Below are 22,559 nucleotides of genomic sequence, written 5' to 3'. Positions count from 1 at the left end.
ACACAATTATATTGGAAGCCCCATGTCACCGCCATCCATTCATCTGAGCGACGTCACCGTCCGAATTCCGGTCTGGTCCGCTCCGGCAAATCGTTCTCTCAAGCAAGCCGCGCTCCGTTTCACCACGGGCGGGCGTTTGCTGGCCGGTGACTCCGGCCGTTTCGAAGTCGCGGCTCTCGATGGCGTGTCGCTCGATCTTAAACCCGGCACCCGGCTGGGGCTGAGCGGGCACAACGGTGCTGGCAAGACGACACTGTTGCGCGTCTTGGCAGGCATTCTCAAACCCACCAGCGGGACAGCTGTGATCAACGGGGACTCGGCCGTCCTGATAACGCCCTCCATGGGTTTATCTCCCGAACTCACGGGCCGAGAGTTCATCCGGCTCCAGAGCCTCATGACCGGTATCGCCCCCCGTGAAATCGAGCGCCAGACCGAATCGATTATCGAGTTCTCGGAACTGGGCGATTTCATAAATTTGCCGGTACGCACCTACTCGTCCGGCATGCAGACACGGCTGTCGTTTTCGGTTGTCACCGCATATCCGACCGATATCGTGCTTCTTGACGAGGGGCTGGGCACGGGCGACGCGTCATTTCAAAAGAAGGCCAGAGAGAGAATGGAGCATTGGCTCAACAATGCCGCCATTGTCGTGCTGGCATCGCATTCCGATGCCCTGATCCGGTCGATGTGCAGTTCCGCGGTGTTTCTCGAGAAAGGTCGCGTCGTGAGAGAGGAGACCTTTGGCTAATGCGTCGTCAGCTGACTGCAACGCTCGCCGGCGCCGGCGCCCGCATCTTCGGGCACCAGGATTTGAAACAATCCTACCATAAGGTCTTCGACCCCGACGTTCCCCTGCAAAGCTATAGGGGCAGGCTTGCCTATTGGTGCATGTCGGCGGCGCACCGCCTTGGCTTCCTCTCCGACCTGCAACTGTCCTACCTGTCGCAGCTGCCGCTCGTCCCGGCGGTCGCTCCGCCAAACCATGTCTATGATCACGAGTTCTTGAACCTGCGGCTGAATCGAATCTACGACATGCCGGACGTCGAGATAGACGAGCGCCGGCCGCAGACGATCAATGTCCTGGTTCCTGCTTTCGACTTCAAATCGATCTCGGCCGGGTTCTTCGGCGTCTTCCAGATGGCGCTGTTCTTGCGCAAGACGGGCATCAATGTTCGCCTCGTCCTATTTGATAATTTCTATTTCAATATCGCCGACTTCAGAGAAAAGGTTTTGAAATACCCCGGTATGGAGGGTGTCTTCGACGAACTCGAAGTCGAGTATATCGGCGAGAGGCGGAAACCTCTTGCTATATCGCGCTACGATTATGCCGTGGCAACCGTTTGGTATTCAGCCTATTTTGCAGAAAAGATTACAGCGCGCACAGAGAGAAAGAAGTTTATATACCTGATACAGGACTATGAGGCTGCATTTTATCCGGCAAATAGTCTATATGCCGTTGCAGATCGTACATACGCGATGGACTACGACGCGATATTTTCAAGCGAAAGCCTTATGCAGTTCTTCATTTCGAATGATGTCGGCGGCATAAGGTCTCGCGGCATGTCGCATACGTTTTTCAACAACGCCTGCTCGTCCAATCTCCTGCCCAAGGACATGTTCATCCAACGCAATCTTGCAAAGAAAAAGAAGACGATCGTCTTCTATTCTCGGCCGGTGGTGGATCGGAATATGTTCGAACTTACAGCGTTAGCTCTTACGACGGCCTTCAGGCGGGGCATTTTCGACCCCGAGGAATGGGATTGCGTGGGCATGGGCTTGGGAGAAGGTGTTGTCGAGCTGCAGCCCGGGGTTCGATCGGTTTCGTTGCCAAGGATGGACCTCAGCAAATACATCGAGGAGGTCTCGGGTTTTGATATCTGTCTCACGCTGATGGCTTCTCCGCATCCGAGCATGATCCCGATGGATCTGGCCGGATCCGGCTGTGTCGTTGTGACAAATACCTTCAAGACAAAAACTGATGATTATTTGAAGGGCCTCAGCGGAAATATCATCCCGGCTGCTTCGGAATTGAATGAAATCGTTTCAGCTTTGGAGCTGGCAAAGTCGAGGAGCGAGGACCTGGAGCAGAGGTACAAATTCGCCAAGGCAATGAAGTATCCGCGGGATTGGGACCAGTCGCTCACTGCCAAACATCTGAATTTTTTCAAGCGTCGCCTGCAGGTTCGCGCGGAAAAAGCAGCAACAGGCAAACAATAACCGTCATGAATTTTTTCGATTGCCGGCGCCGCGGTCGGGGCGACTGCGAACATTGGGACACTAGGAGCGTAAGACGGTGGCGATGGCTACATCACACAAGGCGGTCAGACTCGCGTTGCCGCGGGGGCCACGAACCCTGATAGTGGTCGGATGTGGCCGGGGCGGCACAAGTCTCGTCGCCGGTGCGGCCATAATCCTGGGCGTGCCCATGGGATCGTCACCCGATTCCATCATCCACGAGGATATGGAGCTCGTTTATGCGGCCCAGGGTCGGGACATCGATGGCCGCCTGATCGATGATTCGGCAGATGATGGCTTGAAGAAGCTGGAAGAGATCATCGAGGCGAGAAATGATGCCAATGATCTATGGGGTTGGAAAGATCCGTCTGCCGATCTTTACCTCGGGGCGATAGCGGAGGTCGTGAGGAACCCGTTCATCGTGTTCGTCAACCGTGACATGGCTGCGGTCGCCCAGTCCGAAGTCAAGCAGATGCAGTCCTCGATCGAGCAAGCCTATGACCTGGCGCTGATCAGGTACAGCAGATATTGGGAATTGCTGCAGCGATTGCAGTGGCCGACGCTCCTTGTCAGCTATGAGCGTTCGCTGTTGAACCCGGAGTCACTGTTGTGCGAGATCGCAGATTTTATTGGACTTGAGCCCCCCAGCGAAAGACAGCTTGATTTCATCAAGCAGTTCGCTTCCGGGCGGGATTATCAGGAACTGGACTTGGCAAACGCCGCTGTCTAGGCTTCCTTGATGGCTTGCCGGGCACTTTCGTCGGGGGGCGAGAGACAGTGGTAACAAGGACGTAACCTTGGCATGGGGGCGCATGCATTGGACCAGCCTGTGTTGGGTTTCATCGTTGGTGGGGTGCAGAAGTCCGGCACGACCAGCCTGTTCGGCTATCTCAGCCAACACCCACAGCTGGCGACGCCGTCCGTCAAGGAGATGCATTTCTTTGACGACGAGACGCAGAACTGGACGGAGCCGGACTATCGCAAGTTGGGAAGCTTTTTTTCCGACGATGCTGGGAGAGGCATCGGATTTGACGTGACCCCGATCTATCTCTTCTGGCCGCCATCGCTGGAACGGATAAAGCGATACAATCCCGCAATTAAGCTTGTCTTCATCTTTCGCGATCCGATCGAGCGAGCGTGGTCGCAATGCGTATGGAGACCGGTAACCGGTCGGAGCATCTGCCTTTTCACCTGGCGATCCGGCAAGGCCGCTGGCGACTAAAGGGATTGGATCAGACCGATCCGGCATGGCGTGTGTATAGCTATGTCGAACGGGGCTTTTACGCACGCCAACTACGCCGGCTATTTGCCTTGTTCCCGAGGGAGAACGTTCTGCTCCTGCGTTCACTGGATTTGTTGAGGGATCACCAACCTACGCTGGATGCCGTTGCTGGGTTCCTTTCCATCCAACCGTTTCTCCCCCTTGCTCCGCGAACAGATCATCTTGGGAGACGATGTGAGAACGAGCTTCGACCGGAGGACGTAACCTATTTGCGCGAGGTTTTTTATGATGACACCGTCGAATTCTCCCGACTTTCGGGGCTGTCGGTTTCCGACTGGCCGACTATTGATTCGGGCTTGGCGGTAGAAGGCTGATGGAGCGACCCAACATCCTCTTCATCGTGGCTGACGACCTCAATTCCTGGATTGCGCCGTTGGGCCGCCATCCGGACGTCAAGACGCCTGACTCGCGTCGCGTGGAACGACGTTTCTGCGCGCCTACTGCACGGCGCCCTATTGCAATGCCAGCCGGATGTCCGTGTTCACCGGATGCCTGCCGACGACAACGGGTGTCTATCAGAACGAGCCATTCTGGGGGGCGCCGCTGCGCAAAGTTACACTGCTCGAGCGCCTGCGCGAAGCCGGGTATTTCTGCATGGGTGCGGGGAAAGTGTTCCATGGAAGTTTCGACTACGCCGATGCAGGGCGCAACAGGACGCCGTCGGCAAGATGGAGCGACATCGAGAACCGCCCAGCCTTGTGGGACGAATTCCATACGACCGCGTCCGAGCCGATGCCTTTGCATCGGCCGCTCAACCGCATGTTTGATTTTGATGATTTCCCGAACGTAGCGTCGATGAATCATCACTTCGATTGGGGCGCCATCGAATCCGCTCGCGAGCCGGAGATGCCCGATTTCAAGACCGCGGACGCGGTTTGCGCCTTCCTGCAAGAACCGCACGAGCAGCCATTCTTTTGCGCGACGGGTTTCTACAAGCCGCATTTGCCCTGGTACGTACCGCAACAATTCCTTGATCTTTATCCTCTCGACAAGGTCAGCCTGCCCTTCGTCAAGAATGACGACCTTGACGACGTTCCCGCCATCGCAAAGGCTTTGGCTCTGTCGCCGCCTGATCACGAAACCGTCCTGAAACACGGGCAATGGCGCAACGCCGTCCAAGGCCTATCTCGGGGCCATCTCCTACTGCGACACTCAGATTGGACGTGTGCTTGACGCACAACGGGTTCCACCTGGGCGACAAGCTGCACTGGCGGAAATTCGTGCTGTGGGAGGAAGCAACGCGAGTGCACTTCGTTCTGGTGCCGCCACGAGGTATGGCGACGTCGGCTCGCGTCGACCAGCCAGTCAGTCTGGTCAACTTGTTTCCTACGCTTCTTGATCTTTGCGGGTTCGAGCCACCGGCGGACATAGACGTCCGTTCACTCATGCCTTTGGCGCGGGGTGGCAAAATGGAAGACCATTGTGCGATCATGACATGGTTGCGCGGCAATCATTCTGTGCGGTCAAGCCGCTGGCGCTACACGCGCTACTCCGACTTGTCGGAAGAACTCTATGATTTGAGCGCCGACCCCTATGAGGTGGAACAATCTGGCCGGCGACGCCCGCTTTGAGCAAATGCGCATGGATCTCGGTGCGCGCCTCCCGCCCGATCGTCTGGATTGAAGGTCAGCCAAGGGAATTTCCAAAAAAATATCTGGCGATGACTACAACTCCACGCTATGCGATACAAAGCGGCGGGGCTGGGGATTGGCACTCTAAACAGGTGATCGGTGACGGGTTTCCGTCGCTCTCGCACTACGTTAGTGTCCAAGTCCTTGCGCCTGGAGTTCAGTACTACCCAATGACATCCTATGTAGAGGTCGTGTCCGGACTTCGGCCGAAGATGCGGCGCGCCATTATAATGATCCAGGATCTGGTCATGGTCCTGGTCGCGGTGGCGCTGAGTCTGGGGCTTTCTCAGTCGAGACTTTCATTCGACGCGCTCTCCACGGCCGGCCTGGCGTGCTGGGCAAGTATTGTTTTTCTCAGCCATATGCTGTTTCGCTATTGCGGCCTCTACAACACCGTGTGGCGTTTCGCCTCCACGCCGGACTTCTTCAACATCCTGAAGAGCTGCGCCATCCTGACCGTCACGCTCTATGTCGTCTCGCTGGCGGTTCGATCGTTTCAGCCGGTGACCGGCCTCAACGAGCGCCAGTTCATCGTCTTTTTCCTCGTCTCCTTCACCATCATATCGGCGCCTCGGCTCTATTACCGGTTCCTGCGCGACGGGGCGAGCTGGCGAATCCTGAGCCGCAACGCAAACAATGCGGCGATCAAACAAGCGCTGTTCGTCGGCAGGCTTGGCGAAGCAGACGTCATCATCCGCTTCACACGCACGGCCGAGCCGGCCGAATATTCCATCGCCGGCATCATGGCCATCGAGAACGGCGCGCCGTTGGGCACGCAGATACAGGGCGTTCCGGTGGTGGCCGTGCGGCCCCGCCTGGTCGAGGTCCTCGAAGAATATGCAAGAGGCACCAAAAGCCTCGACATGCTGATTTTCGGCAATGGCACCGAGCGCGAGATCGAGGAATACTCGGAGCTGGTCCGTGTCGCCCGTCACAGCGGCATCGCCGTCGTCCAGTTCTCCGGTGTCTCGGAGCTCGGGCAGGGCGGAAAGCTGGTTCTCGACGCTGTCGAGATGGAAACGATCCTGCGCCGCTCCACGGTCCCGTCGGACGTTGAGCGCATTGGCGGCTTCGTCAGCGGCAAGCGCGTCCTGGTGACCGGCGGCGCCGGCTCCATCGGCCGCATCCTGGTCAAGCGGGCGCTGGAACTCGGCGCCGAGGCGGTTCTGGTTGCCGACATCTCGGAGTTCGGGATTTTCCAGCTCGACCAGCAGGTTGACGAAAAGGATCATGCCCGGCTCAAGAGCCGCATCGTCGATGTCACCGACCGGCGCCAGATCACCCGCGCCGTCACCGACTTCAAGCCCGACATCATCTTCCACGCCGCCGCGCTCAAACATGTGCCGCTGCTCGAGGAAAACTGGGAATCGGCGATCCAGACCAATATTTTGGGCACCCTCGTCTGCGCCGAGGTTGCCGCCAAATGCGGGGTGCCGCAGTTCCTGCTGATTTCCAGCGATAAGGCGGTCGATCCGACCTCGGTGCTCGGCATGACGAAACGCGCCGCCGAGCAGATCGTCTCTTCGCTGCACGAAACGCACGCCACCGAACCCAATGGCCGTCGCTCCGGCACCAAGTTCATCGCCGTGCGGTTCGGCAATGTCTTCGGCTCCAATGGTTCGGTCGCCACCATCTTCCAGGCGCAGATCGAGGCCGGCGGTCCGGTCACCATCACCGATCGCCGCATGACCCGCTACTTCATGACGGTGGCCGAAGCCGTCGACCTCGTCATCATGTCGGCAGCCGATGCCGAGCGGCGCCAGAGCAAGGACGACTACGCCATCTATATGCTCGACATGGGCAAGCCGGTGCCGATCCTCGAAGTCGCCGAAACCATGATCCGCATGGCCGGCAAAAGCCCCTACACCGACATTCCGATCCGTTTCACCGGGATCAGGCCGGGCGAGAAGCTTCACGAGGTGCTGCATGGCGGCAATGAGGAGATTGTCGCGCTCGATATCCCCAAGATCTTCGGCCTCAGAACCGATGTCGTGGGGTGGCCCAGGGTCCAAGCGGCGCTGACATTGCTGCAGGCGGCCATGCGCGATCAGGACAAGGCCTCGGCGCTCGCCGTCATGGCCGGCCTCTATCAGGCGGAAGAGCCTCCAAGTGACGCACGCCGGGAAACCGTTGCGAAAACAGTCGGGCAAGCTGGTTAGAGCAATTCCAGAAAAAGTGTGGAGCGGTTTTCCCGTCCGGGATTGCGTCAGAACAAAGAGCCTGTCCTGATCGACCGGGATTGGCTATTGAAACCGATCCGATGGCCGTTCCCAGGCGTTTGCAGATGATTTTGAACCAGTGAGCAGACAAGATCAGCGCGTGGCCGTGCTGCTGGGCACGAAAGATGGCGCGGCTTTCCTTGACGAGCAGTTCGCGTCGCTGGCTGCGCAATCGCATCCTGTTGTCGACCTCTGGGTTTCCGACGACGGTTCGACAGACGGCACCTCGGCCATTATCGGCGCCTGGCAGAGCCGCTGGTCCAAGGGCCGGTTGACCCTGTCGAATGGTCCTCGCCAAGGCTTTGCCGCCAATTTCCGCGCGATGATCATCGATCCGCGCATCGAGGCCGACTACTACGCCTTCTGCGACCAGGACGACATCTGGGAGCCGGACAGGCTGGAGAGCGCCATTGCCTGGATGCAAGGGCACGATGCCGGAACGCCGCTGCTGTTTTGCTCCAGAACCGCGACCATGTCCGAAACCGGAGCAGCGCAAGGGTATTCGCCGCTGTTCCAGCATCCACCCGCATTTCGCAATGCGCTTGTGCAAAGCATTGCCGGCGGCAACACGATGATGATCAACCGCGCCGCGCGAAAGTTGCTGGCAAAGGCATCGGCAAGGACCGAGTTCGTCAGCCATGACTGGTGGACCTATCTGATCGTCACGGCTGCCGGCGGCATTGTCCGCTATGACCCGCGACCGCTGGTGCGCTACCGCCAGCATGAGGCAAACCTGGTCGGCGCCAACGTGTCGTGGAAGGCGAGGCTGTCGCGGCTGGGGCGCCTCTTCAGGGGCGAGTTCGCCGTCTGGACCGATCACAATCTGAGCGGTCTGGCGGTCAATCGCGACATCCTCTCGAGGGATGCCGCCGCTTGCCTCGGCCTGTTCATCAGGGCGCGCAAGGGCGGTATCTTGCGACGCCTGCGCCTTCTCCGGAAAAGCGGCGTCTACCGGCAGACGCTGACTGGTACGCTTGGGCTCTATCTGGCCTTCATCTGGCGGCGGATCTAGAGCATGCCGAGATGGCCATGAGGGGACCCAAGCGAGCGTTCGATCTCGTCGCGGCGGCGGTCCTGTTGCCGCTGACCTCGCCCGTCACCCTGCTTGCCATACTGGCAATCAGGCTGTCGTCGCCCGGACCGGCACTCTTCTCTCAAACCCGTGTCGGCCAGCACGGGGTGCCATTTGCCTGCCACAAGCTGCGCACGATGGTTGTGGGAACGCCGTCTCTGCCCTCGCATCAGGCGCCGGCAATTTCCGTCACTGCCGTCGGCAAGGTGCTGCGGAAATTCAAGATCGACGAGCTGCCGCAGCTCTGGAACGTGCTCAAGGGCGAGATGAGCCTGGTTGGGCCGCGTCCATGCCTGCCCACGCAAACCGAATTGATCGAACGCCGCAGGCAATTGGGTGTGCTTGCGGCGCTTCCGGGCATTACCGGGCTCGCGCAGATGAAAGGCATCGACATGTCCGACCCAAAGCTCTGCGCCGAAACCGATGCCGAGTATTTAAAGTCGGCATCGGTGGGCCTCGATGTCCGCATTCTCATAGGCACGATTTTCTACCGCCGAACGGCACCCGTTTTGTAGCGGCGTGCGAGCTCGGTCAGCTGTTCCAGCGTATCGGTCTGCGGCGCCCAGCCTTCGGATACCAGCAGGGACGGATCGCAAATTTGGGTCGCGGTCATCGCCTCCCACGCCTTGCGTTTGCCGATCAAGGTCAGTGCTGCCCGCACCAGGCCGCCGGGCACTCTGGACAGCTTCAACGAGTAGCCATAACCGTCCCGGAAGGCCATGATGATGGATGAGACCGGGAGGGGCGGGAGGTCGCAGGCGACGTAGGCGGGGCGAAGCGACTGCGGACGGCTGAGCAGATAAACAGCGGTTCGCGCCGCACTCTCGCATGACATCAATGATCGGAGGCCACTGAAGGTCGCCGCCGGCAGCGACAAGGCTATAGGCACGCCGCCCAGGCGCATCAGGTACGCCAGGTTTCCCTTCATGCCTTCGCCATAGACCGGCGGCAGGCGCAACGTCGTGGCGTCGGTAGGCCTGGAGGCATAGGCTTCGAGCATCCTGGTCTCGCCTTCTCGTTTCGAGCGCCCATAGGCGCATTGCGGGGCAGGGGGCGTCGCCTCGCTGATCGTTCCGCTGAAACCGGGACCGGCCACTGCCCGGATCGACGACAGATAGATGAAGCGCCCGCTTGTCCGCCAGGCGGCCGCGCGCGCCAGCTGGGCGGTCAGTGTCGCGTTGGCGGCCATGAAGTCGGCTTCGCTCGCCTTGCGGTCATTGTTGAGCGCCGCACAGTGGACGACATGGGTGACATCTCGCATCAGCGCCTGGAATGCCTGGGCCGGCGCGTCGAATTCCGGCAACAAAACCGCATCGCTCACGGGATCGAGCCGTTCCGGGTGGCGCGATGCCATGCGCACCCCGAACCCGGCTTCGCGCAGCTGGTTGACGACCTGCCTGCAGATGAAACCCGTCGCGCCTGTGACCAGCACTTTCACGGCCGGCTTGCCTGGGGCGCCGGGGCCGGTGCCTGTTGTTCCGGCAGCATTTGTTGCCGGCCCGATGCAAGATATGTCCCGGACACCAGGAACACCATCAGTGTGGCATCGAGGATGTCGTGGCCGACCAGGATGCCGGTCAGGCCGCCGATGAGGTAGGTGATCGCAGTGACGACAATCATCGTGGCGCCGAACCGCTCGATCGCGTCCGTGCTGGTGCGCAGCACGATGGCCGCGTTTCTCGCGGCAACGAAGAACACAGCCGCGAGCGTTACGGCTCCAAGCAGCCCGGCCTCCACCAATGCAGTCAGGAAGCCATTGTGAAAATGGCTGAAGCCCGTGGACGGCATGTGGAACTGATTGTGGAATCCATCCTTTATCAGCTCACGGCTTGCAGCAATGCCGTGACCGAAAATCGGCATGTCGTGGAAGGCGCTCAGCCCAATCTGCCAAAGTGCTGCGCGCAAGCCGAGCGCGGTCGTGTGGTCGCCCTTCGTGGCGAGCGCATCCCAGTCGCTGAACAGGAAGGCCGCGCGCTCGGAAATGATGGGGAGACCAATGACCGCGATGACGATGCCGATCGCGCCCGCAATCAGCAAAAGCCGAATGGCGTTTCTGTTGTTGAGCTTGCGACGGTTGATCAGCAGGACCGCGATGCCGGCCACCAGCATCGCCAGCCAGATGATCCGCGACCCCGAATAGACAATGGCGACCGCGCCGGCCAGTGTCGCGCAGGCCAGCAACGCCCTGTTCTTTTCGACACCCGATAACGCGCCTGCCAGGCACATCATCATGCTGAGGCAGGCGACGGTCGCGAACACGATCGGATTGCCGGCGCCGCCTTCGGCCCGTATGCCCAGCCCGTGATATTGCACGACCGCCAGCAGCAGGGCGCCAAAACAGGCGGCGGCGCTCGCCAGCACGACGATGCGCGTCAGCGTGGTTTTCTCGGTAATGCTCCAGGTCGCGTATGAGACAGGGAAAAACAGGAAGGTGATCAGCCCTGCCAGATGCGGCGCATCCCTGGCGATCGAATTGTTGACGATGGAGGCGAGCACGCTGGCTGCGCAATAGGCATAGATGGCCACCGTCATCGCGGTCATCGGCCGGTCGATGTTGAAACGCCGTCTTTTCAGCGCAAGCAGAAGCACCGACCACAGGCCGCCGCCATTGAACAAAAAGCTGACCCCCGATCCCAGTACCGGCGGGAAAAAGAAGCACAAAATGGAGAAGGTGACGTTGATCCGTGACGGCGAAACGTGCTGCTTGATGGCGGAGATCGGGGTCAATGCTCTGGTTCACAATGCGCTGGGTCGCGTGGCGACGGACAATGTTTGGCGGCGGCATTTGCGGCATGCCGCCCGGCGCAGGTTCAGGAGCCGGTATAGCGGCTGGGTGCGGTTTTCGAAAGTGCGACGAGGTCGGGCCGGCGTTTCTTTCGGTCCAGGCAAGATTTTTCCCGGCCTTTGAATGCTATCGCTCCGTCGGGCAGGAATTTTCGGATTCTAGGCTTTTCATGGAAAATTCGTTGCCGATCGGTGTGGCCGCCGCCTTTCCAGCGTTGTTATATCAGGTGGCGATCTGCTAGAACGCCGGCACGAACCGATAGTGTCCAGCAGTGAAGCTTGAACCGGGCGGCTGAAAAGGACGCCCGATCCATCTGATGCAAGGTCTGGATTGCACGAGAGAACGCTCACAGTCCATGAACATCGCGCTTACGCACCTGCAGCGGCTCGAGGCCGAGTCCATCCACATCTTCCGTGAGGTTGCCGCCTCGTTCTCCAAGCCGGTGATGCTCTATTCCGTCGGCAAGGATTCCTCCGTGCTGATGCATCTGGCGATGAAGGCCTTCTATCCGGCCAAGCCGCCTTTCCCCTTCCTGCATGTCGACACCACCTGGAAGTTCCGCGAGATGATCGCCTTTCGCGACCAGATGGCGCAGAAGCTCGGCTTCGACCTGCTGGTCCACGTCAATGAAGACGGCGTGCGCGACGGTATCAACCCCTTTGACCATGGCTCGAACACCCACACCCATGTCATGAAGACGGTGGCGTTGCGCCAGGCGCTCGACAAATACGGCTTTGACGCTGCCTTCGGCGGGGCTCGGCGCGACGAGGAGAAGTCGCGCGCCAAGGAGCGCATCTTTTCCTTCCGCAACGCCCAGCATGTCTGGGACCCGAAGAACCAGCGGCCGGAGATGTGGAAGATCTTCAACACCCGCATCGCGCCGGGCGAATCGATCCGCGTGTTTCCGTTGTCGAACTGGACCGAGCTCGATATCTGGCAGTACATTCTGCAGGAAAACATCCCGATCGTGCCGCTCTATTTCGCCAAGGAGCGGCCGGTGGTCGAACGCGACGGCATGCTGATCATGAAGGATGACGATCGCATGCAATTGCGCCCCGGTGAGACGATGGAGAACCGTCTGGTGCGTTTCCGCACGCTCGGCTGTTATCCGCTGACCGGCGCCATCGAATCCGACGCCGACACGCTCGAAGCCATCGTCGGCGAGATGCTGACGGCGCGCACCTCCGAGCGCCAGGGCCGCCTCATCGACCGCGATGAAGCCGGCTCGATGGAAAAGAAGAAGCGCGAGGGATATTTCTGAGCATGCGCCATATCCTGGCCAAGAGCCTCGCTCCCACCGACGGCGTGCGCGAATACATGGCGGCGCAGGAGAAGAAGTCGCTGCTGCGCTTCCTCACCTGCGGCTCGGTCGACGACGGCAAGTCGACGCTGATCGGCCGTCTTCTGTCCGACACAAAGCAGATCTTCGAGGACCAGCTCGCCGCACTCGAGCGCGATTCCCGCAAGCACGGCACCACTGGCGACGACATCGACTTCGCGCTTCTGGTCGACGGCCTCGAGGCCGAGCGCGAGCAAGGCATCACCATCGACGTCGCCTACCGCTTCTTCGCCACGCCCAAGCGCAAGTTCATCGTCGCCGACACCCCCGGCCATGAACAGTACACCCGCAACATGGCGACCGGCGCATCGACTGCCGATCTCGCCATCGTGCTGATCGATGCGCGCCAGGGTGTGCTGCGCCAGACCCGGCGCCACTCGATCATCGCTTCGCTGCTCGGCATCCGCCATATCGTGCTTGCCGTCAACAAGATCGACCTCGTCGATTTCGACCAGGCGGTGTTCGACCGTATCGTCGAGGATTACCGGCAGTTCTCGCACGAGCTCGGCTTCCAGACGATCGTGCCGATCCCGATGTCGGCCCGCTATGGGGACAATGTCACCAGCCGCTCCGGCAAGACGGCGTGGTATTCCGGCCCGTCGCTGATCGAGCATCTCGAAACCATATCGGTCGACGAGGCCGCGGTCGAACTGCCGTTCCGGTTTCCGGTGCAGTATGTCAACCGGCCCAATCTCGACTTCCGCGGCTTTGCCGGCACCATCGCGTCCGGCTCCGTCGCGCAGGGCGACGAGGTGGTGGTCGCCAAATCCGGCAAGGCCTCGCGGGTCAAGCGCATCGTCGCGCAAGGCGGCGATCTTGCCCAGGCGGTGGCCGGCCAGGCCATCACCCTTGTGCTCGATGACGAGGTCGAGGTCTCCAGAGGCAACATGCTGGTGTCGCCGGCGGCACGGCCGCAGGTCGCCGACCAGTTCGCCGCCAACATCGTCTGGTTCGACGAGGCAGCGCTGCTGCCGGGACGCTCCTATATACTGCGCACCGAGACCGACCAGACCAGCGCCACCGTCACCGACCTGAAATACCGGGTCAACGTCAACGACTTCGCTCGCGAGGCGGCGAAGTCGCTCGAGATGAACGAAGTCGGCATCTGCAATATCTCGACCCGGGCGCCGATCGCCTTCGACACCTTCGCCGACAACCGCGATACCGGCGCCTTCATCCTGATCGACCGCATCACCAATGCCACGGTTGGCGCCGGCATGATCCTGCATTCCTTGCGCCGCGCCGAAAACATCCATTGGCAGTCGCTCGATGTCGGCAAGCGCGGCCGCTCCGACCTCAAGAGCCAGCGCCCCGCCGTATTCTGGTTCACCGGTCTTTCCGGCTCGGGCAAGTCGACCATCGCCAATCTGCTTGAGAAGAAGCTGTTCGCTTCGGGGCGTCACACCTACATTCTCGACGGCGACAATGTCCGCCACGGCCTCAACCGCGATCTCGGCTTCACCGACGCCGATCGGGTCGAAAACATCCGCCGTGTCGCCGAAGTGGCAAAGCTGATGGCCGATGCCGGGCTGATCGTCATCGTCTCCTTCATTTCCCCCTTCAGCGCCGAGCGGCGCATGGCCAGGGAGTTGATGGCCGACGGCGAGTTCGTCGAAGTGTTCGTCGATACGCCGTTCGAGGAATGCGCCCGACGCGACCCGAAAGGCCTTTACGCACGGGCGCTGAATGGCGAGATCAAGAACTTCACCGGCGTCGATTCCCCGTATGAAGCTCCCGAAAATCCCGAAATCCATCTCAAGACACTCGGCAAGACGGCCGAGGAGATGGTAGAGGCTCTGGAACACTGGCTGAATGAGCGCGACATTGCCGAAGACCAATATGACAGCGGCGGCGGCATCTGACGACGAAGTGATGCTCGACGTGTTCGAGCGCCTGGCGCTCGAAGCCGGACGCGAGGTGATGCGGGTCTTCAAGGCCGGCTGCGCGGTCGACAGCAAGTCGGACTCCTCGCCGGTCACGGAAGCCGACCGCGAGAGCGAGACGATCATCCTCGCCGGCCTGCGTGCGGCCTATCCCGATGTTCCCTGCGTGGCCGAGGAAGAGGTCGCCGAAGGCATTGTGCCGCCCGATCTGGATGGCGCCTTCTTCCTGATCGATCCGCTCGATGGAACGAAGGAATTCGTCAACCGCCGGACCGATTTCACCGTCAACATCGCGCTTGTCCGGCACGGCGTGCCGGAGATCGGCGTCGTCTTCGCACCGTGCAGCGGGCGGTTCTTCTCTGGACGGCCGGGCTGGGCCGAAGCAATCGAGGTCGATGGCGACTTCCGTATCGTCGGCCGCCGGCGGATTTCGGTTAGGAGGGCGGTCACGCCGCTGGCGGTCGTTGCCAGCCGCTCGCACAACACCCCGGAGACCGAAGCCTTCATCAAGGATCTCGGCGCCGCCGAGATCGTCTCGGTCGGCTCATCGCTGAAATTCTGCCTGCTCGCCGCAGCCGAAGCCGACATCTATCCGCGCTTCGGCCGCACCATGGAATGGGACACGGCGGCCGGCGACGCCGTACTGCGCGCCGCCGGCGGCATGACGCGCACGCTGGACGGCGAGCCGCTCACCTATGGCAAGCGCAAACAGAGCGACGCCGAGGATTTCGCCAACCCGCATTTTATTGCGAGCGGGAAGGCGGCGGACGCGGCGTAACTTACGCCGCCGCTACATGCGCCGAGTTCGAGCCAATGTAGTTGCGGATCGTCTCGATGATGCGGTCCTGGTCGGCTTCGCTGAGATAGGGATGCATCGGCAGGCACAGGATGCGCTTCGGCAGTTCCTCCGAAACCGCAAGCCCGGTCGGCGTGCGCGGATAGTCGCGATAAGCGACCTGCTCGTGCAGCGGCTTCACATAATAGATCACCGAAGGGATGCCCTTTTCGCCGAGATGCGCCCTCAACCCGTCGCGCTTCGGCGTCTCGATGGCGTATTGCGCCCAGGCCGAGCGGCCACCGCCCAGATTGCGTGACGTCTTGACGATGTCGCCGAGACCTTCGGCGTAGCGCTTGGCCACCACCTGGCGGGCGACCATCTCGTCTTCGAGGATGGCGAGTTTCTCGATCAGGATCGCCGCCTGGATCGTGTCGAGGCGTGAATTGATGCCGACGCGGACATTGTCATACTGCGTCTCGCCCTTACCGTGGAACGCAAACGAGCGCAGCTGGTCGGCCAGCGCGTCGTCATTGGTGAACATCGCGCCGCCATCGCCGTAGCAGCCCAGCGGCTTGGCCGGATAAAAGCTGGTCGAGCCGACATGGCCGAAGGCGCCGCACATTGTGCCGTCGGCCGAACCGCCGATCGACTGCGCCGCATCCTCGATCACCAGCAGCCCTTCGCGCTTGGCAATCGCCATGATCGCCTCGTAGTCGGCGGCAAGCCCGAACAGGTCGACGGGAATAATCGCCTTCGGCTTCAGCCGGCCTTCCTTCTTGATCATGGCGATCGCCGCCTCGAGGCTGGCGATGTCGATGTTGTAGGTCTCGGCGTCCACATCGACGAAAACCGGTTCGGCCTTGGCAAGCGCCACCACTTCCGCCGTCGCGGCAAAGGTGAAGCTCGGCACGAACACCGCGTCGCCGGGGCCGATACCGGCGGCAAATAGCGGCAACAGCAGCGCGTCGGTGCCGTTGGCGCAGGCCACGACATGCTTGGTGCCGATATAGGCTGCGAGCTTGTTTTCGAATTCGGTGACTTGCGGTCCGAGGATATAGCGGCCTTCCTCGACGACATTGTCGATCGCGGCCTTCAGCCGGTCGCGGATACGTTCGCGCTGCGCGCCAAGATCGATGAACTGCATGTCGGCCTCAAAACGGTGTGGTGCGGGCTGCCCCGGGGACAATGACACGCACAGAAACAACAACTTAACCGGGCCGCTGGTACCAGAGTTGGGCCGGTCTAGAAAGCCGGACCGGCCGCGGGACGGGTTGTCTAGGTGTCGCAGCCTGTTACTTCAGGCTTTCCCTGCATTGCCGCAAGATGCCGGAAATCCGGGCTTCGCCGCCTATTAATCCGGCTGATTCAGTGCGTCTTTCCGGCTCGCGGAAACATAAAGTGATCGGCTGCTTGCAGCGGCTGGCGGCGGACTAAGCGTGGATCAGGCGATTTCGTGCCGCCAGGGCGGGTTGGCGCCGGCCCGCGACACGGTCACCGCCGCCGCTTTGGCGCCGAGGGCCAGCGCCTGACGGATGGCGTCCTCCGAAAGGCCGCCGATCCCGGCCTTGGTGAGCAGGCCTTGCTCGTGCAGCGAGGCCAGAATGCCGGCATTGAAAGTGTCGCCGGCGCCGACCGTGTCGACCACTTCCACCTTATGCGGCATCACCGTGACCTTGTGATCCCTGCTGTAGCCGACTGCGCCTTCGCTGCCATGGGTGACAACGATCAGCTTGGGGCCCCGATCGAGCCAATTGCGGATGACGTCCTCATGCGAGCCGGCCTCGCCGAACCAGTGCAGATCCTCATCCGATAGCTTCACGATGTCGGCCATCGCCATCATCGAGCGGATGCGCCGGAGGTGCTTGGCTTTGTCGGGGATGAAGTTCGGCCGGATGTTGGGGTCGAGCATCATGACGCGGCGTTCGTGCTCGCGTTTCATGAATTCTTCGTAGGCAGCACCCGCCGGATCCGAAATCAGGCTGATGGCGCCAAACAGCATGGCTTCGATCTCGGCGCCGAGTTCCGGCAGGTCCGCTGTCGTCAGCATGCGCCCGGCGGTGTTTTCGTCATAGAAAGTGTAGGTCGCCTGGCCGTTGGTGAGCCGCACGAAGGCGAGCGTGGTCGGGCGAGGGGAGGTGTGCGCATAGGTGGAGCTGACCTTGCTTGCGCCGAGCGCCTCGCGGAACTGGCCGCCGAACAGATCCGACGACAGGCCGGAAAAGAAGCCGGCGGGCGCGCCGAGGCGGCCAAGCGCGATCGCCGTGTTGAACACCGCGCCGCCGACATAGGGCGCAAAGGCCGGCTCTCCCTGTGTCGTGGTGCGCGGCAGCATGTCGATCAGGGCTTCGCCGCAGCAGAGGATCATGATTTCTTGTTCTCCGGCGGATAGATCACGCCCTTGCGGATGATGATGTTGGCATAGAGCCGGGGTTCGCTGGTGGCGACGATCGCATATGCCGACCGGACGCGTGCATAGAAGTCGGCGCCCGCCAGCGCAACCACCTTGCGGCCCGGCGCGCGCCTGGTGCAGATCGTTTCGATTTCATGGTGGACCGGATCGGCGACCGAGGGATCGCCTTTGACCGAGGCACGAAACAGCGCTTCCGGCACGAAATCATCCACCGGCAGAACGCTCAAAATGGCGTCAAGCACCGGTATGAGGTGAAGACCGTCGGCGCGGATCAGCCGGTTTGCCTGTTCTTCCGCCGGATAGTTGCCGTCGACAAGCGCGATCTCGTCGCCATGGCCCATGGCGCGCAATGTCGCCAGAAGCTCCGGACCGAGCAGCGACGGAATACCGATCAGCATTCAGGTGCTCCGGGAAATGGTGGTCGAACCGATGAGGAAGCGTTCGGACAGCGGCAGGCTGGCGCCGCCCAGCGCCCGGGCATGGATGCCGACGGTGCCTTCGCGCACCACCGGAAGCTTCAGGCCTTCGCCGTCAATGGTGCCGATCGCCTGCCTGACGGCATCGACGAGCCGGCGGCGTACGGCGAGCGGCATCCAGCCATCGATCACCGCGGCCTCGAAATCGATCACCGAGGACGCCGCGACAATGGCGTAGGCAAGCGCCTGCGAGGCGGTGGCAATCCAGTCGTCCAGATCGGCGCCGATCTCGCCCCATTCCTGCGGCGAGGTCCAGAGATAGGAGCCGTCAATGCCGCGTGCGTTAAGCGCCTTTTCCAGCATGGCGATCGAGGCGACGTCGATGAGCTGCGTCGGCTTGCCGTCTGGTCCCGGCACCGGCATCGAACCCAGCGCCCCGGCATTTCCGGTTGGCCCGCCGAACAGCCGGCCGTTGAGCACGATGCCGCCGCCGGCAAAGGCGCCGATATAGAAATAGACGAAGTCGCGCGAGCCGCCGGTCTGGCCGAACACCAGTTCGGCGCCGCAGGCGGAGGTGGCGTCATTCTGCAGATAGACCGGGAATTCGCACTGCGCCTGGATGTCGGCACGGATGTCGCGATGGCGCCATTCGTCCATGATGTCGCGCGGCGCGCCGGCGGTGTCGGCCCAGTTCCACAGTTCGAACGGCATGGCGATGCCGAGCCCGGCAATGCGCTTGTCCTGCGCAGGTGTCAGTTCGGCGCGCATCGTCTTCATGCCTTCGGTGACGAACTCAACCGTCTCGCGCGGCGCCGGATAGCGGTAGGAGTGCTGCAGCATGGAACGCACAGTTCCGAGGAAATCGATCAGCACCAGTTCGGCGCTGCGGCGGCCGATCTTGAGGCCGATGAAGAAGGCGCCTTCGGGGTTCAGCGCCATCGGGATGGAGGGCTGGCCGATCTTGCCGCGCAACGGCGCCTGGCGCAGCAGCAGGCTGTCTTCCTCCAGTTCGCGCATGATGACCGAGACGGTCTGCGCTGAAAGCCCGGTCATGCGCGCAATGTCTGATTTGGCCAAGCTGCCGTGCTGGCGAACCAACGACAGCACCAGCCGCTCATTGTGGTCGCGCATGCCGCTCTGGTTGGTGCCACGGTGGAGACGGCTGGCGGCCGCCTCGGGCGAACCGTGCCTCGCAATGCCGGTCTCCACCCTTGTTCCTTCCCTTGGTTTATTCTTACTGCTTTTGCGGCAGAATGAGTGAACCGCGCAAAGCTGTCAATAATAAATAAGAGTGATTTAATTATTGACAGGCGGCTCCCGCTGGTGTCATTTGAGGGCGCGTCCACACTGGGAGAACTTCAGTGGATGCGCTCGAGATGCCGGTTGGCGGCATCCGCATGGTTCCATGGGAGGAAGATCGTGACCAAAGCTTTATTGAAGTCCACCGTGTTCGCCGCGGCGGGCCTCGGCCTGATGGCGTTTGCTTCGACAGCATCGGCCGCCGGGGTCGGCGCCTGCCTGATCACCAAGACCGACACCAACCCCTTCTTCGTCAAGATGAAGGAGGGCGCGACCGCCAAGGCCAAGGAACTTGGCGTCGACCTCAAGACCTATGCCGGCAAGATCGACGGCGATAGCGAGAGCCAGGTGGCGGCGATCGAAAGCTGCATCGCCGACGGCGCCAAGGGCATCCTGATCACCGCGTCCGACACCAAGGGCATTGTGCCGACGGTGAAGAAGGCGCGTGACGCCGGCCTGCTGGTGATCGCGCTCGATACCCCGCTGGACCCGATCGATGCCGCCGACGCGACCTTCGCGACGGACAATCTGGAAGCCGGCAAGCTGATCGGCGCCTGGGCAGCCGCGACCCTCGGCGACAAGGCCAAGGACGCCAAGATCGGCTTCCTCGACCTGACCCCCTCACAGCCGACCGTGGATGTGCTGCGCGACCAGGGCTTCATGATGGGCTTCGGCATCGACGTGAAGGATCCCAACAAGATCGGCGATGAGGACGATGCCCGCATCGTCGGCCACGACGTCACCAACGGCAATGAAGAAGGCGGCCGCAAGGCGATGGAAAACCTTCTGCAGAAGGACAACTCCATCACCGTCATCCACACCATCAACGAGCCCGCCGCTGTCGGCGCCTACCAGGCGCTCAAGGCGGTCGGGCTCGAAAGCCAGGTGCTGATCGTCTCGGTCGATGGCGGCTGTCCCGGTGTGAAGTCGGTGACCGAAGGCGTCATTGGCGCCACCTCGCAGCAATACCCGCTGCAGATGGCGGCACTCGGCATCGAGGCGATCGCCGCCTTCGCCAAGGACGGCGCCAAGCCTAAGCCGACCGAAGGCAAGAATTTCTTCGACACCGGCGTCAACCTCGTCACCGACAAGCCGGCCAATGGCGTGAAGTCGATCGACACCAAGGAAGGCCTCGCCAAGTGCTGGGGCTGATGGCTGTCTGACAGCCAGCGACAAGCTGACGGCCGGGGGCTTGATCCCCGGCCGCTTCGGGTGGACGATGCGTCACGCGAATAATCCCGGCAGCAGACCGGACAGGCGCGAGCGGGTATCGGCATGGAGCTGAAGCCCAGGGGAGGAAACATGGCTCAAGCACAGGAATTCGAGAAGGTTCTCTCGAGCAGCGACACAAGCGTTGCCGCCTTTGACGAGCACAAATCGGCCGTCAAGCGCATCCAGCATTTCCTGCACTCCACGCCGGCGGCGGTGCCGCTGATTGTGCTGGTCCTGTCGATCGTAATTTTCGGCATCGCCATTGGCGGGCGTTTCTTCTCATCCTATACGCTGACGCTGATCCTGCAGCAGATCGCCATCGTCGGCATCCTCGGTGTCGCGCAGACACTGGTCATCCTGACCGCCGGCATCGACCTGTCGATCGGCGTGATCATGGTGATTTCGGCCGTGATCATGGGCAATTGCGCGGTCAGCTACGGCATGCCGGCCGTGCTCGCAGTGCCCATCGGGCTTGCCGCCGGCGCGGCCTGCGGCCTGCTCAACGGTTTGCTGGTCGCCTACATGAAGCTGCCGCCGTTCATCGTCACGCTCGGCACCTGGAACATCGTCATGGCGACGAACTTCATCTATTCGGCCAACGAGACGATCCGCGATACCGATGTCGACGCCCAGGCGCCGCTGCTGCATCTCTTTGCCCTGAGTTTCAAGATCGGCACAGCGGTGCTGACACTGGGCGTCATCGCCACGGTCGTGCTCGTTTTGATCCTCTGGTACGTGCTCAATCACACCGCCTGGGGCCGCCATGTCTACGCCGTTGGCGATGATCAGGAGGCGGCGAAGCTGTCTGGCATCCAGACCAAGAAGGTGTTGATGACGGTCTACACCCTTGCCGGGTTGATCGCCGCTTTTGCTGCCTGGGTTTCCATCGGCCGCAACGGCTCGATCTCGCCGTCAGCCGCCGTCACCGACTACAACCTGCAGGCGATAACCGCGACGGTGATCGGCGGCATTTCACTGTTCGGCGGGCGCGGCTCAATTCTGGGCACGCTTTTCGGCGCGATGATCGTCGGCGTCGTCTCGATGGGCCTCAACATGCTGGGCGCCGATCCGCAATGGAAGGTGCTGCTCACCGGTGTGCTGATCATCGGCGCCGTGGCGATCGACCAATGGATCAGAAAGGTTTCGGCATGACCGTGGAACCCATCCTCACCGCGCGCGGCCTGATCAAGCGCTATGGCCGTGTCACCGCCCTCGACAATGCCGACTTCGACCTCTACCCCGGCGAAATCCTGGCCGTCATCGGAGACAATGGCGCCGGCAAATCATCGCTGATCAAGGCGATTTCCGGCGCCGCCGTGCCCGACGAAGGCGAGATCCGTCTTGAAGGCAAAGCTGTCGCTTTCAAATCGCCCATGGAGGCGCGCGAGGCGGGCATCGAGACGGTCTACCAAAACCTGGCTTTGTCGCCGGCTCTGTCGATCGCCGACAACATGTTCCTCGGCCGCGAGATCCGCAAACCCGGCTTCCTCGGCGACTGGCTTCGTATGCTCGACCGGCCCGCAATGGAAAAGCGCGCCCGCGACAAGCTGACCGAGCTTGGGCTGATGACCATCCAGAACATCAGCCAGGCGGTGGAAACGCTGTCGGGTGGCCAGCGTCAGGGCGTGGCGGTGGCGCGCGCCGCCGCTTTCGGCAGCCGTGTGGTGATCATGGATGAGCCGACCGCGGCACTCGGCGTCAAGGAGAGCCGCCGCGTGCTGGAACTGATCCTCGACGTCAAGAAGCGAGGCCTGCCGATCGTGCTGATCTCGCACAACATGCCGCATGTCTTCGAGGTTGCCGACCGCATCCATATCCATCGGCTGGGTCGCCGCCTCTGCGTCATCGATCCCAAGCAATATACCATGTCCGACGCCGTCGCCTTCATGACGGGAGCGAAGGTTCCGCCGGAGGCTGCACTCGCTGCCTGATCCGCTCGACGGATAAATTGCCGCAGGGGAACTGGCGGCATGCTGGTCTAAATCGATTGAACGTATG

At 61.6% G+C, this 22,559-nt stretch carries 21 protein-coding genes and 1 pseudogene; 16 read left to right on the top strand and 6 right to left on the bottom strand.

The annotated features are described in order from the left end of the window. Window positions 1-22 precede the first annotated feature (22 nt). The 9 genes and pseudogenes from X733_RS146645 (at window position 23) to X733_RS146680 (ending at window position 8,954) form a co-directional block, all read left to right on the top strand. Window positions 23-748 (top strand): ATP-binding cassette domain-containing protein, encoded by a 726-nt coding sequence (locus X733_RS146645; RefSeq protein WP_023687183.1) that lies wholly within the window; start codon window positions 23-25, stop codon window positions 746-748. Further along, window positions 748-2,217, top strand: a complete 1,470-nt coding sequence (locus X733_RS146650; protein WP_023805752.1) for a hypothetical protein — start codon at window positions 748-750, stop codon at window positions 2,215-2,217. The genes X733_RS146645 and X733_RS146650 overlap by 1 nt, the downstream gene beginning before the upstream one ends. 82 nt (window positions 2,218-2,299) lie before the next feature. Then, on the top strand, window positions 2,300-2,965 hold the full coding sequence (locus X733_RS146655) for a sulfotransferase family protein (RefSeq protein WP_023805751.1): 666 nt from the start codon (window positions 2,300-2,302) through the stop codon (window positions 2,963-2,965). 102 nt (window positions 2,966-3,067) lie between these two features. Continuing rightward, window positions 3,068-3,457, top strand: a complete 390-nt coding sequence (locus X733_RS1000000167255; RefSeq protein WP_023819239.1) for a sulfotransferase family protein — start codon at window positions 3,068-3,070, stop codon at window positions 3,455-3,457. A gap of 480 nt (window positions 3,458-3,937) precedes the next feature. After that, window positions 3,938-4,690: pseudogene (locus X733_RS146660) on the top strand (sulfatase-like hydrolase/transferase); the annotation flags it as partial. After that, window positions 4,687-5,088: a sulfatase/phosphatase domain-containing protein gene (locus X733_RS146665; protein WP_023819237.1), complete on the top strand. Its 402-nt coding sequence runs from the start codon at window positions 4,687-4,689 to the stop codon at window positions 5,086-5,088. The pseudogene X733_RS146660 and the gene X733_RS146665, both read left to right, overlap by 4 nt. A 230-nt stretch (window positions 5,089-5,318) precedes the next feature. Then, window positions 5,319-7,307: a nucleoside-diphosphate sugar epimerase/dehydratase gene (locus tag X733_RS146670; RefSeq protein ID WP_031193607.1), complete on the top strand. Its 1,989-nt coding sequence runs from the start codon at window positions 5,319-5,321 to the stop codon at window positions 7,305-7,307. A 139-nt stretch (window positions 7,308-7,446) separates the two neighbouring features. After that, window positions 7,447-8,379 (top strand): glycosyltransferase family 2 protein, encoded by a 933-nt coding sequence (locus tag X733_RS146675; protein ID WP_023819235.1) that lies wholly within the window; start codon window positions 7,447-7,449, stop codon window positions 8,377-8,379. 17 nt (window positions 8,380-8,396) lie between these two features. Beyond that, window positions 8,397-8,954, top strand: a complete 558-nt coding sequence (locus X733_RS146680; RefSeq protein WP_023819234.1) for a sugar transferase — start codon at window positions 8,397-8,399, stop codon at window positions 8,952-8,954. Here the strand turns inward: X733_RS146680 and X733_RS146685 are convergent. Together X733_RS146685 and X733_RS146690 are read right to left on the bottom strand one after the other, a co-directional pair. Continuing rightward, the gene (locus tag X733_RS146685) at window positions 8,927-9,877 is read right to left on the bottom strand and encodes an NAD-dependent epimerase/dehydratase family protein (RefSeq protein WP_023819233.1); all 951 of its coding nucleotides are present in this window, start codon (window positions 9,875-9,877) and stop codon (window positions 8,927-8,929) included. The two genes, X733_RS146680 and X733_RS146685, sit on opposite strands and share 28 nt — an antisense overlap. Further along, window positions 9,874-11,166 (bottom strand): O-antigen ligase, encoded by a 1,293-nt coding sequence (locus X733_RS146690; protein ID WP_031193605.1) that lies wholly within the window; start codon window positions 11,164-11,166, stop codon window positions 9,874-9,876. The genes X733_RS146685 and X733_RS146690 overlap by 4 nt, the downstream gene beginning before the upstream one ends. Before the next feature lie 41 nt (window positions 11,167-11,207). Here X733_RS146690 and X733_RS146695 point away from each other — a divergent pair, with 41 nt between their 5' ends. The 4 genes from X733_RS146695 (at window position 11,208) to cysQ (ending at window position 15,224) form a co-directional block, all read left to right on the top strand. Next, window positions 11,208-11,465 (top strand): hypothetical protein, encoded by a 258-nt coding sequence (locus X733_RS146695; RefSeq protein ID WP_023819231.1) that lies wholly within the window; start codon window positions 11,208-11,210, stop codon window positions 11,463-11,465. 114 nt (window positions 11,466-11,579) lie between these two features. Beyond that, the gene (gene cysD, locus X733_RS146700; RefSeq protein WP_023670717.1) at window positions 11,580-12,485 is read left to right on the top strand and encodes a sulfate adenylyltransferase subunit CysD; all 906 of its coding nucleotides are present in this window, start codon (window positions 11,580-11,582) and stop codon (window positions 12,483-12,485) included. A 2-nt stretch (window positions 12,486-12,487) separates the two neighbouring features. Beyond that, window positions 12,488-14,425 carry a sulfate adenylyltransferase subunit CysN gene (gene cysN, locus X733_RS146705; RefSeq protein WP_023670718.1) on the top strand — a complete coding sequence of 646 codons (1,938 nt, stop codon included), beginning with the start codon at window positions 12,488-12,490 and terminating at the stop codon, window positions 14,423-14,425. A gap of 10 nt (window positions 14,426-14,435) precedes the next feature. After that, window positions 14,436-15,224, top strand: coding sequence for a 3'(2'),5'-bisphosphate nucleotidase CysQ (cysQ, locus tag X733_RS146710; RefSeq protein WP_031193602.1), 789 nt, complete (start codon window positions 14,436-14,438; stop codon window positions 15,222-15,224). Window position 15,225: 1 nt separating this feature from the next. Here cysQ and X733_RS146715 read toward each other — a convergent pair whose 3' ends face one another. From X733_RS146715 to X733_RS146730, 4 genes are all read right to left on the bottom strand, one after another. Next, window positions 15,226-16,368 (bottom strand): DegT/DnrJ/EryC1/StrS aminotransferase family protein, encoded by a 1,143-nt coding sequence (locus tag X733_RS146715; RefSeq protein ID WP_023819229.1) that lies wholly within the window; start codon window positions 16,366-16,368, stop codon window positions 15,226-15,228. Between the two features lie 297 nt (window positions 16,369-16,665). Beyond that, window positions 16,666-17,589, bottom strand: a complete 924-nt coding sequence (locus X733_RS146720) for a carbohydrate kinase (RefSeq protein ID WP_023819228.1) — start codon at window positions 17,587-17,589, stop codon at window positions 16,666-16,668. Beyond that, the gene (locus X733_RS146725; RefSeq protein WP_023715700.1) at window positions 17,586-18,032 is read right to left on the bottom strand and encodes an RbsD/FucU domain-containing protein; all 447 of its coding nucleotides are present in this window, start codon (window positions 18,030-18,032) and stop codon (window positions 17,586-17,588) included. The genes X733_RS146720 and X733_RS146725 overlap by 4 nt, the downstream gene beginning before the upstream one ends. Further along, entirely contained in the window at window positions 18,033-19,259 is a 1,227-nt protein-coding gene (locus X733_RS146730; RefSeq protein ID WP_023819227.1) for an ROK family transcriptional regulator, read from the bottom strand. It lies immediately after the preceding gene. A 225-nt stretch (window positions 19,260-19,484) separates the two neighbouring features. On the opposite strand from X733_RS146730, the gene X733_RS146735 reads away from it, so the two are divergent. The 3 genes from X733_RS146735 to X733_RS146745 all read left to right on the top strand — a co-directional run bounded on the left by X733_RS146735 (window position 19,485) and on the right by X733_RS146745 (window position 22,492). After that, on the top strand, window positions 19,485-20,501 hold the full coding sequence (locus tag X733_RS146735) for a sugar ABC transporter substrate-binding protein (RefSeq protein ID WP_023670724.1): 1,017 nt from the start codon (window positions 19,485-19,487) through the stop codon (window positions 20,499-20,501). Between the two features lie 150 nt (window positions 20,502-20,651). Beyond that, on the top strand, window positions 20,652-21,713 hold the full coding sequence (locus X733_RS146740) for an ABC transporter permease (protein ID WP_023819226.1): 1,062 nt from the start codon (window positions 20,652-20,654) through the stop codon (window positions 21,711-21,713). Further along, window positions 21,710-22,492, top strand: a complete 783-nt coding sequence (locus tag X733_RS146745) for an ATP-binding cassette domain-containing protein (protein ID WP_023670726.1) — start codon at window positions 21,710-21,712, stop codon at window positions 22,490-22,492. The genes X733_RS146740 and X733_RS146745 overlap by 4 nt, the downstream gene beginning before the upstream one ends. Window positions 22,493-22,559: the final 67 nt, after the last annotated feature.

The sequence above is a fragment of the Mesorhizobium sp. L2C066B000 genome (assembly GCF_000502335.1).
Classification (GTDB): domain Bacteria; phylum Pseudomonadota; class Alphaproteobacteria; order Rhizobiales; family Rhizobiaceae; genus Mesorhizobium.
Note: the sequence above shows the minus strand (reverse complement) of the source record. Positions and strands in the feature narration are given on the sequence as shown.